Genomic DNA, 18,477 nt, shown 5'->3' on the forward strand with positions numbered 1-18,477 from the left:
ACTTGACCAAACTCGGATGGCGAGTTTGCGTTCCCCATTTTTCAGTCTTCAACATTTGTGTCCAGACGTACTTCGGTTCAATAGGGCGTTATTCTCCCGGCTGCGGGCTGTGCGACCAGCGTGGTGTCGCGGCGCGCCAGCCCTGCACCAGCGGCCGAATCGGTCGACATAGATGTAGATCACCGGCGTCGTGTAGAGGGTCAGAATCTGGCTGAGGATCAGGCCGCCGACGATGGCGATGCCCAGCGGCTGGCGCAGTTCGGCGCCTTCGCCAAGGCCGATCGCCAGCGGCACGGCGCCGAACAGTGCCGCCATGGTCGTCATCATGATCGGTCGGAAGCGCAGCAGGCACGCCTGGTAGATGGCCTCATGCGCCGGCTTGCCTTCGTTGCGTTCCGCGGCCAGCGCGAAGTCGATCATCATGATGGCGTTCTTCTTGACGATGCCCATCAGGAGGATGATACCGATCAGCGCCATGATCGAGAACTCGATGTTGAACAAGGTCAACGCCAGCAAGGCGCCGACGCCGGCCGAGGGCAAGGTCGAGAGTATGGTCAGCGGATGGGCGTAGCTTTCGTAGAGGATGCCGAGCACGACATAGACGGCAATCAGCGCCGCGAGGATCAGCAGCGGCTGATCGGACAGCGAATCCTGGAAGACGCGCGCCGTGCCCTGGAAACTGCCGTGGATGCTGGCCGGCATGCCGATGTGGTCGGCGGCCGCATTGATCGCCGCCACGCCTTCGCTGAGCGCCACTCCGGGTGCTAGGTTGAAGGACAGTGTGGTGGCGACGAACAGGCCCTGGTGGTTGACCGACAGCGGCGTGCTGCCGGGTCCGTAATGCGCGACGGTCGACAGCGGCACCATGGTCTCGGCTCCGGTGCTGACCGCCGAACCGGTCGAAGCCGCGGCCCTGCCGGTGCTGGTGATGGAATTGTTGGCCTGGTTGCGCGCGGCGTCGGCGGCGATCGACTGGGCGTTGGTGGACTTGCCGGGTGCGACGAAGGTGCCGGCAACCGCGTTGCTCGACTGCGATCCACCGACCGATCCGCCGGATGTACTGACATAGACTTTTTTCAGCGCGTCCGGGGTCTGCCAGTATTGCGGCGCCACCTCCATGATGACGTGGTACTGGTTGCGCTGGACATAGATGGTGGACACCTGGCGCTGGCCGAACGCGTCGTAGAGCGTGTTGTCGATCTCGCTTGCCGATATGCCGAGGCGCGTTGCCGTATCGCGATCGATGGTGACGTCGGCTTCCAAACCCTTGTTCTGCTGGTCGCTGTTGACGTCGGTGAGCTTGGGTTCCGTTTGCAATGCCGCCGCGAGTTCCGGAGCCCACTGCGCCAGTTCGTCGAAACTGTCGCCCTGCAATGTGTACTGGTACTGCGCGTTCGACTGGCGGCCACCGACGCGTATATCCTGCACCGCCTGCAGGAAAAGCGTGGCGCCCGGCACCACTGCCAGTTCGGGCCGCAGCCTGGCGATGACCTGGTCGGCGGAGATCTTGCGCTTCGCCAGCGACTTCAGCGAGACGAACATGTAGCCGGAATTGGTCTGGCCGCCGCCGGTGACGCCGACCGCGGTGTCGACTGCCGGGTCCTTGCTGACGATGCCGGCGAACTGGGTGAGCTTCCGCGACATCGACTGGAAGGAGGTTGCCTGGTCGGCCTGGATCGAGCCCGTCAGCCTTCCCGTATCCTGCTGCGGGAAGAAGCCCTTCGGGATGGTGGCATAGAGGTAGCCATTGAGACAGAGCGTTGCGGCCAGAACCGCCATGACCAGCAGCGGATTGTCGAGTGCCCAGGACAGCGAGCGGCGATAGAAGCCCAGCATGGCCTCGAAGATGCGCTCGCTGAAGCGGTAGAGCCGGCCGTGTTCGCGCCGGCCCTCGGGGCGCAGCAGGATCGAGCACATCATCGGCGTGGTGGTCAGCGATATGGCGAGCGAGACCAGGATCGCCGCCGACAGGGTGACCGCGAATTCGCGAAACAGCCGGCCGACGATGCCGCCCATGAGCAGGATCGGGATGAAGACGGCGATCAGCGACAGGCTCATCGACAGCACGGTGAAGCCGACCTCCTGGGCGCCATTGATCGCTGCTTCCATGCGGCCCATGCCGGCAGCTGTGTGGCGGGCGATGTTTTCGAGCACGACGATGGCGTCGTCGACGACGAAGCCGGTTGCCACCGTCATTGCCATCAGCGACAGATTGTCGATGCTGAAGCCGAGCAGATACATGGCGCCCAGCGTGCCCACCAGCGACACCGGCACGGCCACGATCGGCACCAGCGCCGAGCGCACGTCGCGCAGGAAGGCGAAGACGACGAGGATCACCAGGCCGATGGCGATCATCAGCGTCCGCGCGACCTCGCTCAGCGAAGCGCGGATCGTGGTCGAGCGGTCGAGCGCCACCGACAGGTCGATGGCCGGCGAGATCGAGGCCCGCAGCGTGGGCAATAACGCCTTCACCCGGTCCACGGTCTCGATGATGTTGGCGTTGGGCGAGCGGTTGAGGATGATCAGCACGCCGGGCTTGCCGTTGGCGAGACCGGCATTGCGGATGTTCTCGACGGAATCGTTGACCTGGCCGACATCGGAAAGCCTGACCGGGGCGCCGTTGCGGTAGGCGACGATCAGGGAGCGATAGGCGTTGGCCTGGTTGGCTTGGTCGTTGGCGTAGATCTGATAACGCTGGTCGCCGACGTCGATCGCGCCCTTCGGACTATGGGCGTTGGCCGAGGCGAGAGCGGCGCGCACGTCCTCCAGCCCGATGCCGTAGTCGTAGAGCACCTGCGGGTTGAGCTCGACGCGCACCGCCGGCAGCGAACTGCCGCCCACCGACACTTCGCCGACACCGTCGACCTGCGAGAGTTTCTGCGCCAGAATGGTGCTGGCGGCATCGAAGAGCTGGCCCTTGGACAGCGTGTCCGACGTCATCGACAGGACGAGGATCGGGGCGTCGGCGGGATTGACCTTGCGATAGGTCGGGTTGGAGCGCAGGCTGGACGGCAGATCCGCGCGGGCGGCGTTGATCGCTGCCTGGACGTCACGCGCGGCACCGTCAATGTCGCGGTCCAATCCGAACTGCAAGGTGATGCGCGCGCTGCCGACGCTGCTCGACGAGGTCATCTCGTTGACATCGGCGATCTCGCCGAGATGCCGCTCGAGCGGGCTGGCGACGGTGTTGGCCACCACTTGCGGGCTGGCGCCCGGCAGCGAGGCGGTCACCGAGATGACGGGGTAGTCGACCGCCGGCAGCGGCGCCACCGGCAATTGCGGATAAGCCACCAGCCCCGCCGCCAGCAGGCCGAAGGTCAGCAAGGTCGTCGCCACCGGCCGCCGGATGAAGGGAACCGACAGGTTCATGGCGAGGCGTCCGCACCGTGAGGGCGAGGCAGGTTGGGCTCGATGCCTCGCATGCGGGCGGCAATGCGGTCGAACCAGAGATAGATCACCGGCGTGGTGAACAGGGTCAGCAACTGGCTGAGCAGCAGGCCGCCGACGATGGAGACGCCGAGGGGGTGACGCAGTTCCGAGCCGACGCCGGTGCCCAGCATCAAAGGCAGCGCGCCGAGCATCGCCGCCAAGGTCGTCATCAGGATCGGGCGGAAGCGCAGCAGACAGGCCTGGTAGATGGCCTCGCGGGGCGCCTTGCCCTCGTTGCGCTGCGCGTCGAGCGCGAAGTCGATCATCATGATGGCGTTCTTCTTGACCACGCCGATCAGCAGGATGATGCCGATGATCGAGATGATGGTCAGGTCCTGGCCGGCGATCATCAGTGCCAGCAGCGCACCGATGCCGGCCGAAGGCAGTGTCGATAGGATGGTGATCGGGTGGATGAAGCTCTCATAGAGCACGCCGAGCACGATGTAGACCGTCACCACAGCGGCCAGGATCAGGAACAGCGTGTTGTCGAGCGAGGCCTGGAAGGCGCGCGCCGCACCCTGGAAACTGGTGATGATGCTCAGCGGCATGCCGATGTCGGCCTGCGCCTTCTCGATCGCAGTGACCGCCTCGCCGAGCGACGCCCCGGGGGCCAGGTTGAACGAGACGGTGGTGGCGGGGAATTGCCCCATATGGGTGATCTGCAGCGGCGAGGTGGCGATATGGGTGGTTGCCACCACCGACAGCGGCACCGGCGCGCCGCCGGTCGACGAGGGCAGATAGACGGAGGACAGCGCCTTGAGCGAATCCTGTGCGGACGGGGCAGCTTCGAGAATGACGCGGTGCTGGCTCGACGTGGTGTAGATGGTCGAGACCATGCGCTGGCCGAAAGCATCGTAGAGCGCGTTGTCGACGGTTGCCGGCGTGATGCCGAAGCGCGCGGCCTGGTCGCGGTCGATGTCGACGAAGACGGCAAGGCCGCTGTTCGACAGGTCGCTGGCGACATCGGCGAGCTGCGGCAGCGTGTTCAGCCTGGCGAGCAGCTTCGGCGTCCATTCCCCCAGCTCATCGGCATTGGCATCCTGGAGCACGAATTGGTACTGGGTGCGGCTTACCTGGCCGTCGATGGTGAGGTCCTGGACCGGCTGCAGGTAAAGCGTGACGCCGGCCACGGCGCCGGCTTCCTGTTTCAGGCGTTCGATGACATCGGTAATGCCGGCAATGCGTTCCTCGTGCGGCTTGAGGTTGATCAGGATGCGCCCGACATTGAGCGTGGTGTTGGTGCCGTCGACACCGATGAAGGACGACAGTGAGTCGACATCAGGGTCTTTGAGGATGATGGCGGCCAGTTGCTGCTGGCGGTCGGCCATCGCGGAGAAGGATATCGACTGCGGCGCTTCCGTGATGGCCTGGATGACGCCGGTGTCCTGCACCGGGAAGAAGCCCTTGGGGATGACCACGTAAAGGACAGCGGTCAGCACCAGCGTCGCCGCCGCGACTAGAAGCATCAGCGTCTGGCGGTCGAGCACCCAGGTCAGCGCCCGGCCATAGCCGCGGATCACCCAGTCGAAGAATTCGCGGCTGGCGCGCTGCAGCGCATTCTCGCGAACCGCCTCGAGCGGTTTGAGCAGCTTGGCGCAGGCCATCGGCACCAAGGTCAGCGACACCACGGCGGAGATCAGGATGGTGGTGGCGAGCGTGATGGAGAATTCGCGGAACAGCCGGCCGACGACATCGCCCATGAACAGAAGCGGGATCAGCACCGCGATCAGCGAAACGGTCAGCGAGATGATGGTGAAGCCGATCTGCTGCGAGCCCTTCAGGGCCGCCTGCAACGGCGTCGCCCCTTCCTCGACATAGCGGGCGACGTTCTCGATGACGACGATGGCGTCGTCGACGACGAAGCCGGTGGCGATGGTTAGCGCCATCAGCGACAGATTGTCGAGGCTGAAACCGAACAGGTACATCACGCCCAGCGTGCCGACCAGCGACAGCGGCACCGAAAGGCTGGGGATGAGGGTCGCGCGGGCGCTGCGCAGGAAGACGAAGATGACCAGCACGACCAGCATGATGGCAAGCGTCAGCTCATACTCGACGTCGCGCACCGAGGCGCGGATGGTCGTGGTGCGGTCGGTCAGCACCTTCACGTCGACGGCGTTCGGCAGCGAGGCCTGGAGTTGCGGCAGCAGCGCCTTGATACGGTCCACCACCTCGATGACGTTGGCGCCGGGCTGGCGCTGGATGTTGAGGATGATGGCCGGCGTGCCGTTCATCCAGGCGGCGAGCCGGTTGTTCTCGGTGGCGTCGACCACATCGGCGACATCGCTCAGCCGCACCGGGGCGCCGTTCTTGTAGGCGACGATCAGCGAACGGTACTCGTCGGCGCTCTTCAGCTGGTCGTTGGCGTTGATGGTGTAGGCGCGCGAGGGTCCGTCGAAATTGCCCTTGGGCGTGTTGACATTGGCGCTGCCCAAAGTGGTGCGCAGGTCATCGAGGTTGAGGCCGTAGGCGGCGAGCTTGCGCGGGTCGGCCTGGACGCGCACGGCCGGCCGCTGGCCGCCCGACAGGCTGACAAGGCCGACGCCCGGCAATTGCGATATCTTCTGCGCCAGCCTGGTATCGGCAAGCTGCTGCACGTCGCGCAGCGGCATTGTGGCCGAGGTCAGGCCGAGCGTCAGCACCGGCGCATCGGCCGGATTGACCTTGGCGTAGATCGGCGGCGCCGGCAGGTCGGCCGGCAAGAGATTGCCAGCGGCGTTGATGGCGGCCTGCACCTCCTGCTCGGCGACATCGAGGGAGATCGCCAGGCTGAACTGCAGCGTGATGACCGAGGAGCCGGCCGAACTCACCGAGTTCATCTGGTTGAGGTTGGCGATCTGGCCGAGCTGGACCTCCAGCGGCGCGGTGACGGACGAGGTCATCACATCGGGGCTGGCGCCGGGATAGAAGGTCTGCACCTGGATGGTCGGATAGTCGACTTCGGGCAGGGCCGAGACCGGCAGATAGCGGTAGGCCAACAGGCCGGATAGCATGATCGCGACCATGAACAGCGACGTCGCCACCGGCCGCAGGACAAAGGCGCGCGATGGGCTCATTGCTGCTGCCCGGACTCCGGCTGTCCTGCTTGTGCATGGCGATGCTTGTGGCCCTGATGCTTGCGTGCCGTGCCGTCCGGCGCCTGTGCGTCAGTCGTCTGCCCATCTGGCGTCTGCCCATTTGGCGTCTGCCCGTCCGATGAGGCGGATGCCGGTAGGGTCTGGGCGGGTGTCTGTTCCGGTTCAGGAGCCTGGCTAGTAGTAGGGTTTGGCGCTGTCGCCGGGGCCGGCGCCTGGCCGTCCTGCTGCAGGTTGACATGGGCGCCATCGCGGAGCTTGTCGGCGCCATCGACGACGACGCGGTCGCCGGGGTTCAGGCCGGCGAGGATCTCCACGCGCTCGCCATTGGTGACGCCAAGCGTAACCTTGCGCACGGCCACCGTGCTGTCGGGGTTGACCAGATAGACGAAGGTGCCGGGCAGGCCGCGCTGGATCGCGGCGATCGGCGCGATCGCCACGTCCTTATGCTCATCGACGAGCAGCGCGACGTTGACGAACTGGTTGGGATAGAGGAGGCGCTGATCGTTGCCGAAGCCCGCCCGCAGCTTGATGGTGCCGGTGCTCGGGTCGATCTGGCTGTCGAAGGTCTCGAGCTGGCCGTCGGCAAGCTTCTTGGCGCCCGCGCGGTCGAAGGCCGTGGTGGGCAGAGTGGCGCCTTGCTGCATGCGTTGCGCGATCGCCGGCAATTCATCCTCCGGCACGGTGAACAGCACGCTGATCGGTTGCACCTGCGTGATGATGACGATGCCGTTGGCATCGCCAGGTGTCACATAATTGCCCTCGTCGACCTGGCGCAGGCCGGCCCGTCCGTCGACCGGAGCCAGGATGCGGCAATAGTCGAGATTGAGGGTGGCGGTCTGTATCATCGCCTGGTCTACCTGGACGGAGCCCTGGTCTTGGGCGACAAGGGCGACCTGCGCGTCGAGAGTCTGCGGTGTCGCGGTGCCCTCAGCCACTAGTTTCTGATCGCGAACGAGGTCGAGCTGGGCATCTTTCAACATGGCCTGGTCGCGTACCAACTGGCCCTGGGCCTGGGCGAGTGCCGCCTGGAAGGGGCGGGGATCGATCTGGGCCAACAGGTCACCCTTCTTGACGTCCTGGCCCTCCTTGAAATTGACCTGCACAAGCGGGCCGGTGACCTGCGACTTGACGGTGACGGTGGAGAGGGAGGTAACCGTGCCGAGGGCATTGAGGGTGACGTCTATCGTACCCTTTTCGATGGCGGCGGCACCGATCGTCGTCGGCTGCGCGCCGCGCCTGCCGCCGGGCTGCCTGGCCTCGACATGCGGACGCTGATAGAGGTAGGCGCCAGTGGCGGCGACAATGGCAATGAAGATCAGCCAGGGAATCCAGCCACGCGAACGGCGTGGCGTGACGGTCGTCTGCAGGGGCATTTCCAGTTGCTGGTCCATGGCGGCATCTTTCACCCCCATCAACCAATATGGCCGAAACCCGGCCAAGTCGAATTAACTGTTGGACAGGTTGGGCCCCCGGCCAGCGGCCGGTTCAGGCCGGCCCAACGGAGGTCATGTCGCCTTCACTCAGCGGCCTGAACCCGATTGGCCGCGATGATCGCGCGAATCTCGGACCGGCAGGAGCCGCAATTGGTGCCTGCCTTCAGCGTGGCGCCGATGGCTTCGACGCTGGTGCAGCCGGCTGCCGCGGCAGCGGTGATCTGGTTCACCCCGACATTGAAACAGGAGCAGACGGTCGCGCCGGCATCGGGCCGTTCGGCACCGGCACGGCCGGCGACGATCCTGAAGCGCTGACGCTGGCTGGCATGGACCTCGGCGAGTTGCTCGGCCGCCCAGCGGCGTGACACCGCGACCGGACCGGGTGCGACGAACAGGGCGCCCGCCAGATGCTCGCCTTCGAAGGCGGCAATGCGGTGCTGGCCGGCCTCGCTGTCGTGATAGGCGAGAATTTCGGCATCCGCGGCATCGAAGAGCGAGTTCGCCAAGGCTGTCCAGTCGACATCGTCAAGGGCAAAGGCAAGCTCGACCCGCCAGCCGCCCCGGCATCTGGCTATCGCCCAATAGTCGGCGGCCATCGTCGCGGGCCTTTTGCGTGTCACGGCAAAGCCGAAGGCCCCGGCGGTGAATTTCTCGATGCGGGCCGCGACGTGTTTCAAAGCCGGCTGGCCCGACACCGGGTCGGTGAGCGATGCCGTGAGCGTGTCGAGCCGGCCCCTGGCGGCGAACTGGTCGGTCCAGTGCATCGGCGCGAACAGGCTGCCCTGCCGCTGGCGCGTGGTCACCAGCGCGCGGACCAGCACCTCGCCGCGCGCAGTGGAGACACGTGCGATGTCGGCGTCGCCAATGCCGTGGCGTTGCGCATCCTCGGGGTGGATCTCGACGAAGGGCTCGGCGATGTGCTGCGACAGGCGCGGGCTTTTGCCGGTGCGCGTCATGGTGTGCCAGTGGTCGCGGATGCGGCCGGTGTTGAGGACGAGTGGGAAGTCGGGGGTGGTGCGGGTTTCGACGGTCGGGCGCAGGGCGACGAAGCGGGCCTTGCGGTCGGGCGTGTAGAAGTTGCCGTTGGCGAAGAAGCGGGTGGGCTGGTGCCCGGTCGACGCGATTTCCTCTGGCCAAGGTCCAGTGTAAGCGCCTCCCTCGACGTGAAGTCGAGCTTGAGCGCCCCCCTCTGTCCTGCCGGACCGGGCCCTACGCTGTCGCTCCGGGCGTTCGTCGTTCGGAAAGCCAAGCAATTGGCTTCCCGTCCGCTGCGCGGACCACTCCTCACCCCCCTCAAGGGGGGAGATTGGCGGCTTCAGCGCTGGCACTTTTTCTTCAACGGTGAAAATTGGCGAAGGCCCATATGACAGCCGATCTCCCTCCTGGAGGGGGAGATGGCCGGCAGGCCAGAGGGGGGCGCCTCGGGCCGGGGCTGGCCATTGGAACGGCGCAAGGCTTTCATAGGCGTCCGCATCGACGGCGCCATACGCACCAATATCGAAATCCCGATCGCCGACATTCTCGAACCCCGACAGCGCGGCGTGCTCGGCAAAAATCTCGGCTGGCGTCGCATGCGCGAACGCCTCGTCAAAGCCCATGCGCCGTGCCACCTCGGCAATGATCCACCAGTCGGGCCGCGCCTCGCCAGGTGTCGGCAAAAACGCGCGCTGGCGCGAGATGCGGCGCTCGGAATTGGTGACGGTGCCGTCCTTCTCGCCCCAGGCCGTCGCCGGCAGCCGGACATGGGCATGGCGGACCGTATCGGTATTTGCCAGCACGTCCGACACCACGACGAAGGGACAGGCCTTGATCGCCGCTTCGACGGCATCGGCGTCCGGCATCGAATCGACCGGGTTGGTGGCCATGATCCACAGCGCCTTTATGCGTCCATCGGCCACCGCCTCGAACATGTCGACGGCTTTCAGCCCAGGCCGTCGCGCAATCGTCGCCGCGTTCCAGAAACGCTCGACCCGCTCGCGATGCCTAGGGTTTTCGATCTCCATATGGGCGGCGAGCATATTGGCCATGCCGCCGACCTCGCGGCCGCCCATGGCATTGGGCTGGCCGGTCACCGAGAACGGTCCGGCGCCCGGTTTTCCGATACGGCCGGTGGCGAGATGGCAGTTGATGATGGCGTTGACCTTGTCGGTGCCGGACGACGACTGGTTGACGCCCTGGCTGTAGACGGTCACGGTTTGCGCGGTCGCAGCAAACAGGCTGTAGAAGCGGACAAGCTCGTCTTCACTCAGGCCCGTGGCCGCGGCAACGCCTGCAAGATCGAGCGCCGAGGCGGCGAACAGCGCCTGTCCAAAGCCGGTGGTGTGCGCCGTGATATAGGCACGGTCGAGCGCGTTGTGCTGGCCGAGCCAGGCAAGCAGGCCGGTGAAGAGGGCAACATCGCCATCCGGCGCGATCGCCAGGTGCATGTCGGCTATATCAGATGTCATGGTGCGGCGCGGGTCGACCAGCACCACCTTCATCTCGGGGCGCTTTTCCCGGGCAGCGGCGATGCGCTGGTAGAGCACGGGGTGGCACCAGGCGAGGTTGGAACCGACCAGCACGATCAGGTCGGCCAGTTCCAGATCCTCATAGGTCCCCGGCACCGTGTCGGAGCCGAACGCGCGGCGGTGGCCGGCAACCGACGAGGCCATGCAGAGCCGCGAATTGGTGTCGATGTTGGCCGAGCCGATGAAACCCTTCATCAGCTTATTGGCGAGGTAGTAGTCCTCGGTCAGCAATTGGCCGGAGACATAGAAAGCAACCGCTTCCGGCCCATGCTCGGCGATGGTTTGCGAGAAGGTCGAGGCGACGAGGTCGAGCGCCTCGTTCCAGCCGGCGCGACGGTCGTGGATTTCGGGATGCAGCAGCCTGCCGTCGAGATCGATGGTCTCGGCCAATGCCGAACCCTTGGAGCAGAGCCGACCGAAATTCGCCGGATGGTCAGGATCGCCGCGCACGGACACTTGTCCGTCCGCAGCGATCTTCGCCAGCACGCCGCAGCCCACCCCGCAATAGGGGCAGGTGGTCCTCACCTCGCGCGTTTCAATGATTTCCATGTCAGGCGGCGCGGCTGGCCAGCGCTTCCAGCGCGAGGAACAGACGCTCGCCTTCCCGCTTCACCGGAATCGTGCGCACCGTGCCCTCGTCGGCGCCGAGCGCCTTGCCCGTCTCCAGCGAGATCACCCAATTGTGCAAGGGACACGTCACCGCCGCGCCATGGACGATGCCCTGGCTCAACGGTCCGCCCTTGTGCGGACAATGGTCGTCAATGGCGAAGACCGCGTCGTCCGCCGTGCGGAAGACGGCGATCTTGCCTTGCGGGGTAGCGACACAGCGCGCGCCACGGCGCGGGATGTCGGAGAGGGTGCCGATGGAGATCCAATTCATGGGGGTCACTCCGCCGCCTGCGCAAACCCGACCGAAGCCATCGGCTGGAACTCGTGCTTGTCCTTGCCCGACACGCGCTCGGACCACGGATCGACCTGGGCGAATTTTTGGGAAAAGATGAAGCGGTCGTAATAGGCTTCGCGCTTGTGCGCATCGTCCATGATCTGGCGCTTGATCTCGGCTATGCCGATGCGCTTGGCCCATTTGTAGATGCGTTCGAGATAGCGGCCCTGCTCGCGGTACATCTGCGTCAGCGCCACGATATGCTCCAGCGCCTCGTCCTCGGTCCTGACCTGGCCCAGCACCTCCGTGCCTTTGATGTCGAGGCCGGCGGCACCGGCGAAATGGATTTCGTAGCCACTGTCGACGCAGATGACGCCGACATCCTTGCATGTCGCCTCGGCGCAGTTTCTCGGGCAGCCCGACACCGCCATCTTGACCTTGGCCGGCGTCCAGGAGCCCCACATGAATTTCTCGATGCGGATGCCGAGACCGGTCGAATCCTGCGTGCCGAAGCGGCACCAGTCGGAGCCGACGCAGGTCTTCACCGTGCGCAGGCCCTTGGCATAGGCATGGCCGGAGACGAAGCCGGCCTGGCCGAGATCGGCCCACACCGCCGGCAGATCCTCCTTGCGGATGCCCAGCATGTCAATGCGCTGGCCGCCGGTGACCTTGACCATCGGGATCTCGAACTTGTCGACGACGTCGGCGATGGCGCGCAGTTCGGCGGCATTGGTGACGCCGCCCCACATGCGCGGCACCACCGAATAGGTGCCGTCCTTCTGGATGTTGGCGTGAACGCGCTCGTTGATGAAGCGCGACTGGTAGTCGTCGGCATACTCGTCCGGCCAGTCGCAGACGAGATAGTAGTTGAGTGCCGGCCGGCATTTGGCGCAGCCGCAGGAGGTCTTCCACTCCAGCTCCTGCATCACCGCAGGAATGGTTTTCAGGTGCTTGGCCTTGATCAGCCTGCGCACCTCGTCGTGGCCGAACGTGGTGCAGGAACACATGGGCTGCACGGCGGCCGGGTTGTAGGTGTCGCCGAGGGTCAGCACCATCAGCTTTTCGACCAGCCCGGTGCAGGAGCCGCAGGAGGCCGACGCCTTGGTGTGGGCGCGCACGTCGTCGAGCGAAGTCAGGCCCTTGCCCGTGATCGCTCCGGTGATCTTTCCCTTGCAGACGCCGTTGCAGCCGCAGATTTCCGCATCATCCGGCAAGGCTGCAACGGCCGCCATAGGGTCCAGCGGGGCACCTCCCTGGTAGGACTGGCCGAAGATCAACGTATCGCGCATCTCCGATATGTCGGTCTGTTTCTTCTTGAGGTCGTTGAACCAGGCGCCGTCCGCTGTCTCGCCATAGAGCACGGTGCCGATGATGCGGTCGTCCTTGAGCACCAGGCGCTTGTAGACACCGGCCGAGGCGTCGCGCAGCACGATCTCCTGGCGGTCCTCGCCCTCGGCGAAGTCGCCCAGCGAAAACAGGTCGATGCCGGTGACCTTGAGTTTTGTTGGCGTGTCCATGTGGGCGAAGGCGGCGCTCTCGTCGCCGGCAAGTTGGTGGGCGGCGACGCGCGCCATCTCGTAAAGCGGTGCCACCAGCCCGTAGACCATGCCGCCCACTTCGGCGCATTCGCCGAGCGCGTAGATGTCGGGGTCGTTGCTGCGCATGCCGGCATCGACGACGATGCCTCTGTTGACGGCGATGCCGGCCTCCTTGGCCAGAGCCGAATTCGGTCTGATGCCGACCGCCATAACCACCAGCGTCGCCGGAATGATGGTTCCGTCGGCGAGTTCCACCCGCTCGACCTTGCCATCGCCCGTGATTGCCTTTGTGTTGGCCTTGGTGATGACCTTGATGCCGCGCTGCTCCACCGCGCGCTGCAAGAGATAGCCAGCGGCAGGATCGAGCTGACGCTCCATCAGCGTCGGCATGACATGCAGCACGGTGACGTCCATGCCTTGCGCATTCAGGCCGGCCGCCGCCTCGAGCCCGAGCAGCCCGCCGCCGATGACCACGGCCTTGGCGCGCGACTGGGCGGCGAGCATCATCGCCTGGACGTCGTCCAGATCGCGATAGGTCAGCACGCCGGGCAGATTGTGACCAGGCACCGGAATGATGAACGGCACCGAGCCGGTGGCGATGACGAGCTTGTCGTAGGCTTCCGTGACGCCGTGGTCGGAGGTGACGGTCTTCGCCGTCCGGTCGATGGCGACGATCTTGTGGCCCTTGTAGAGGGTGATGTCGTTGGCGATGTACCAGCCGTCGCCATGGATGATGATTTCCTCATAGGCCTTTTCGCCCGACAGCACCGGCGACAGCATGATGCGGTCGTAGTTCACGCGTGGCTCGGCGTTGAAGATGGTGACGGCGTAGCGGCCCGGCGCCTGTTCCAGCAGATGCTCCAGCATGCGCCCGGGGGCCATGCCGTTGCCGATGATGACGAGTTTTTCGGTCATGCCCTTACTCCGCGGCTTCGACGAAGCGGTGGCGTTCGTAGAGGAACTTCAGCACCGCCTCGCGGCAACGCAGGAAGGTGCGGTCGGAGGCAAGTTCGATGCGCCGGCGCGGCCGCACCAGAGGCACCGGCAGCACCTCGCCGATGGTCGCCGCCGGACCGTTGGTCATCATGACGATGCGGTCGGACAGCAGCACCGCCTCGTCGACGTCATGGGTGATCATGATCGTCGTCGAGCCGAGCCTGGAGTGGATGTCCATCACCGCGTCCTGCAGATGGGCGCGGGTCAGTGCGTCGAGCGCGCCGAACGGCTCGTCGAGCAGCAGGATCTTCGGCTCCATGGCGAGCGCGCGGGCAATGCCGACGCGCTGCTTCATGCCACCCGAGATTTCGGCCGGGCGCTTGTCCCTGGCATGCGCCATCTGCACGAGATCGAGATTGCGCATGATCCAGTCATGCCGCTCGGCCTTGCTCTTCGAACGGCCGAAGACTTTCGCCACCGCCAGGTTGATGTTCTCGTAGACGGTCAGCCACGGCAACAGCGAATGGTTCTGGAACACCACGGCGCGTTCGGGGCCGGGGCTGTCGACCTCCTTGTCTTCCAAAAGCACGGCGCCGGCGGAAACCTTGGTCAGGCCGGCGATCAGGTTGAGCAAGGTCGACTTGCCGCAACCGGAATGGCCGATGATGGAGACGAATTCGCCCTTGTCGATGGTCAGCCTGATGTCCCTCAGCACGTCGCTGACCTGGCCGCCACGAGCGAAGGATTTGTCGATATGGTCGAGTTTGAGATAGGCGGTCATGGCGCTCTCCTCACTTTGCCGTCGTGCCGCGGGTGACGAAGGCGCCGACCGCCGCGACCAGGCGGTCGAGGCAGAAACCGGTGACGCCGATATAGGCGAGCGCGACGATGATGTCGGGCAACCGCGACGAGTTCCATGCGTCCCAGATGAAGAAGCCGATGCCGACGCCGCCGGTCAGCATTTCGGCCGCGACAATGGCGAGCCAGGACAGGCCGATGCCGATCCTCAGGCCGGTAAAGATGTAGGGCGCCGCGGCCGGAACCATGATCTTGACGAAGAATTCGAGCTGGTTCAGCCGCAGGATGCGAGCGACGTTACGGTAGTCCTGCGGGATGTTGCGCACACCGACGGCGGTGTTGATGATGACCGGCCAGATCGAGGTGATGAAGATCACGAACAGTGCCGACGGGTTGGAATCGCGGAAGGCGGCGAGCGACAGCGGCAGCCAGGCGAGCGGCGGCACGGTACGCAGGATCTGGAACACCGGGTCGAGGCCGCGCATCGCCCAGACCGACTGGCCGACCAGCGCGCCGAGCGCGACGCCGACGACCGCCGCCATGCCGAAGCCGATGGCGACGCGCTGCAGCGAGATCAGCACACGCCAGGCAAGGCCGATGTCCTGCGGGCCGTTGTCGAAGAACGGATGCGCGATCAGGTCATAGGCTTCGTTCCACACCTGGCTCGGTGGCGGCAGGCTTGCAGTGGGCGACGAGCAGGCGACCTGCCAGACGACGAGCAGGAGGGCGATGACGATGGCGGGCGGGACCAGGGTGCTGGCCACCTTGCCCGCGATCGCCACCAGGTCGATACGGGGCCGCGCTTTGGCGGTGAAGGCGACAATTTCGGCTGGCTTGGCCGGGAATGCCTTTACCTTGGTGTCCTCGACGGCTTGGATGGACATGTTCTTGGGATACTCCGTGGCGTGCTGGTGCGGTACTGAGCGACGAACGGCGCTGGCGCCGTTTGCGTTGGGGTACAAACGGCCTGACTAAGCCGATGTCTTGATGGTCAGGCTGTCGAGATAGGCCAAGGGGTTGGCCGGATCGAAAGTCTTGCCATCGAAGAAGGTCTCGACGCCGCGCGAGGACGAGGCTGGGATGTCGCTCGCGGCGACACCGAGCTCCTTGGCCGCCTCGCGCCAGATATCCTCGCGGTTGACCTGGTCGACCAGCGCCTTGATGTCGGTGGTCGGCGCGAACTTGCCCCAGCGGATGTTTTCGGCGAGGAACCAGCTGTCGTGGCTCTTGAACGGGTAGGAGACGCCGCCCTTCCAGAATTTCATGTAGAGGTCGGTGGCGGTGGCGACCCGGCCATTGCCGTAGTTGATGTCACCCTTGAGACGGCCGATGATGTCGGCGACGGGCACATTCATCCACTGACGCTTGCCGATGATGGTGGCCATCTCGTCCTTGTTTTCCTTGGCGTCGCACCATTGCTGTGCCGCCATCACCGCCATGACGATCGCCTTGGCGGCGTTCGGGTATTTGTCGATGAAGGCGGCGCGCAGGCCGAGCGCCTTTTCCGGATGGCCCTTCCAGAGCTCGCCGGTCGTGGTGGCGGTGAAGCCGACGCCCTGGTGGACGAGCTGTTCGTTCCACGGCTCGCCGACGCAGAACACGTCCATGTTGCCGACCTTCATGTTGGCCACCATCTGCGGCGGCGGCACGACGATGGTCGAGACGTCCTTGTCGGGGTTGATGCCGCCGGCGGCCAGCCAGTAGCGCAGCCACAGATCATGCGTGCCGCCCGGGAAGGTCATGGCGGCCTTGACCTCCTTGCCTGCCGCCTTCTTTGCGGCGAAGGCATCCTTCAGCTTCGAGGCGTCGAGGCCGACGCCGGTCGCGGCGTATTCCTGGGCGACCGAAATGCCCTGGCAGTCGTAGTTGAGCCGCGCCACGATCGCCATCGGCAGCGGCTGGTTGTTCTGCGTCACCTTGCCGGTGTGCATGAGGTAAGGCATCGGCGTCAGGATGTGGGCACCGTCGATGCCGTTGGCTTCGCCGCCGAGCATCAGATTGTCTCGTGTCGCACCCCAGGAAGCCTGCTTGAGCACCTCGACATCAGGCATGCCGAATTTTTCGAACAGGCCCTTTTCCTTGGCGATGATCAGCGGCGCGGCATCGGTCAGCGCAATGAAGCCGAGCTTGGCGCCGGTCACTTCTGGACCTTTGCCCTCGGCATGGGCGCCGGCCGGAAACAATGTCTTCGCGGCAATGAACAGTCCCGCCGTCAGCGCGCTGCTGGCCAGAAAATCACGCCGGGTGAAATCCTTGAGGGACGCGCCAGTTCCGATCCGTTTCGTCATCGTCGTCTCCGGTTGAGCGCCATCGGGAGCGGCGCGTTTGATTGTATCTGGCCAAAACAAAAAAGCTGCCGGCCAGGCCTCGCGCGTCCGTACATCCGGGATCGCGGTCGACCTGAGCGGCAGCTTTGCCTGCGGCGCCCGCCATTGGACGCCTATTCCATTGCCCGAGAAGGGCTCGTTTATTTCAACGCAGGAATCGTGCCAGTTTATCTCTGGAGCAAAACTTCAAATGAATTCAGCGGGATCGGAGCATTTCGCGGCTACCGGATCCGCCGCGAGCGGGGTCAAATATTGATCAGCTCGCTTGCGGGTCGCATAATTTTTGTGCAATGCAAAATAATGGCGCCGAAATGATCAGGCCTTGAGGGTCGTTTTCTGGCTCTGAAGATAGGTGTCGATCTCGTCTGGATCGAAGATCTGACCATCGAAGAACCCGTCCGGGCCGAGCATCAGGCTTGCGCCCGCCGAGCCCACCGGAGTCGCCACCTTGAGCGCGCCCTCGACCTTGGCATTGGCGCCGGGCAGCGCCACGCCGAGCGGCTTCAGCGCCGAGCGGTAAAGGTCGGGCCGATAGCAGTCGCGCGCGATGGCGAGATTCTCCGGTGTGTGCGCGACATGACCCCAGCGCACCATCTGTGTGTAGAACCACAGCGCATGGCTTTTCCAGGGAAAGTTGGCGGCCTTGTCGAACGGCAGGAAGAAGTCGTCGATGTCCAGTTCCGCCCCGCCGCCCAGCCGGAGATGGCCAGTCAAGATCGGCATCTGCACGGCCGCAGGCAGGCCAAGGAAGCCGCGCTGCGACATCACCGCGGCCAATTCGCCGCGATTCGCCGGATCCTGGCACCACCGCGCCGAGTGATGCAGCGCGCGCAGGAGGGCCGCCAGAGCCTCGGGGGCTTGCTCGGCCCAGGCCTTGCGCGCACCGATGACCTTTTCCGGACTGTTGCGCCAGAGCAGCGCCTTGACGGTGACGATATGGCCGGTGCCGGCCGCCACCGCGGCGCTGTTCCAGGGTTCGCCGACGCAATAGCCGTCGATCCGGCCGGCGGCGAGCGCGTCGGCCATGAAGGGCGGCGGCACGATGACGATCTCGATCTCGCGCGATGGATCGACGCCGCAGGCAGCAAGCCAGTAGCGGAGTTCGTAATTGTGCCCGGAATGCGGATGCACGACCGCAAAACGCAGTGGGTCGCGGCCCGCGCCGGCCCGCTCGCGGATGAAGGCGCCAAGTGCCGCGCCGGCACGGGCCGGATCGAGATCGGGTACGGCACCGTGCGCCGCCATGCCGGTCCAGACGGCGTTGGAGATGGTGACGCAGTTGCCGCCGAGCCCCAGCGAAAACGGCACGATGGTGTCGGAGGCGAGGGGCGTAAGGCCAAGATTGCAGGCGAGCGGCATCGGTCCCAGCATGTGCGCGAGGTCGAAATGGCCGATGGCGATGCGGTCGCGGATGTTGGCCCACGAGGTCTCGCGGTGCAGGGTGAGATCGATGCCTTCGCGCGCGGCAAAGCCCAGTTCGCCGGCCGCCACCAGGACGGCGCTATCGAAAAGCGGCATGAAGCCGGCGGTGATCTGGTGCTCGGCGCCCATG

At 65.3% G+C, this 18,477-nt stretch carries 10 protein-coding genes; all 10 read right to left on the reverse strand.

The features are described from left to right. Positions 1-48: 48 nt before the first annotated feature. Positions 49-3,369, reverse strand: coding sequence for an efflux RND transporter permease subunit (locus tag FJ948_RS12075; RefSeq protein ID WP_246677505.1), 3,321 nt, complete (start codon positions 3,367-3,369; stop codon positions 49-51). Further along, positions 3,366-6,482 carry an MdtB/MuxB family multidrug efflux RND transporter permease subunit gene (locus FJ948_RS12080; RefSeq protein WP_140704579.1) on the reverse strand — a complete coding sequence of 1,039 codons (3,117 nt, stop codon included), beginning with the start codon at positions 6,480-6,482 and terminating at the stop codon, positions 3,366-3,368. The genes FJ948_RS12075 and FJ948_RS12080 overlap by 4 nt, the downstream gene beginning before the upstream one ends. Then, entirely contained in the window at positions 6,479-7,894 is a 1,416-nt protein-coding gene (locus tag FJ948_RS12085) for an MdtA/MuxA family multidrug efflux RND transporter periplasmic adaptor subunit (protein ID WP_140704581.1), read from the reverse strand. Before FJ948_RS12085 ends, FJ948_RS12080 begins: the two co-directional genes overlap by 4 nt. A gap of 125 nt (positions 7,895-8,019) precedes the next feature. Further along, positions 8,020-10,992: a nitrate reductase gene (locus FJ948_RS12090; RefSeq protein ID WP_140704583.1), complete on the reverse strand. Its 2,973-nt coding sequence runs from the start codon at positions 10,990-10,992 to the stop codon at positions 8,020-8,022. A 1-nt stretch (position 10,993) separates the two neighbouring features. Then, positions 10,994-11,323 (reverse strand): nitrite reductase small subunit NirD, encoded by a 330-nt coding sequence (gene nirD / locus FJ948_RS12095; RefSeq protein WP_140704585.1) that lies wholly within the window; start codon positions 11,321-11,323, stop codon positions 10,994-10,996. Between the two features lie 5 nt (positions 11,324-11,328). Next, complete coding sequence (gene nirB / locus FJ948_RS12100) at positions 11,329-13,779, reverse strand: nitrite reductase large subunit NirB (protein WP_140704587.1); 2,451 nt, start codon at positions 13,777-13,779, stop codon at positions 11,329-11,331. 4 nt (positions 13,780-13,783) lie between these two features. Next, positions 13,784-14,581: an ABC transporter ATP-binding protein gene (locus tag FJ948_RS12105; protein WP_140704589.1), complete on the reverse strand. Its 798-nt coding sequence runs from the start codon at positions 14,579-14,581 to the stop codon at positions 13,784-13,786. A gap of 10 nt (positions 14,582-14,591) precedes the next feature. Then, a complete protein-coding gene (ntrB, locus tag FJ948_RS12110) occupies positions 14,592-15,482 on the reverse strand; it encodes a nitrate ABC transporter permease (RefSeq protein ID WP_140704591.1) in 891 nt (296 codons plus the stop codon). Positions 15,483-15,569: 87 nt separating this feature from the next. Continuing rightward, a complete protein-coding gene (locus tag FJ948_RS12115; RefSeq protein ID WP_140704593.1) occupies positions 15,570-16,886 on the reverse strand; it encodes a CmpA/NrtA family ABC transporter substrate-binding protein in 1,317 nt (438 codons plus the stop codon). 354 nt (positions 16,887-17,240) lie between these two features. Further along, positions 17,241-18,476, reverse strand: coding sequence for a CmpA/NrtA family ABC transporter substrate-binding protein (locus FJ948_RS12120; protein WP_181173657.1), 1,236 nt, complete (start codon positions 18,474-18,476; stop codon positions 17,241-17,243). Position 18,477 lies beyond the last annotated feature (1 nt).

The organism is Mesorhizobium sp. B2-3-12 (assembly GCF_006442205.1).
Taxonomy (GTDB): domain Bacteria; phylum Pseudomonadota; class Alphaproteobacteria; order Rhizobiales; family Rhizobiaceae; genus Mesorhizobium.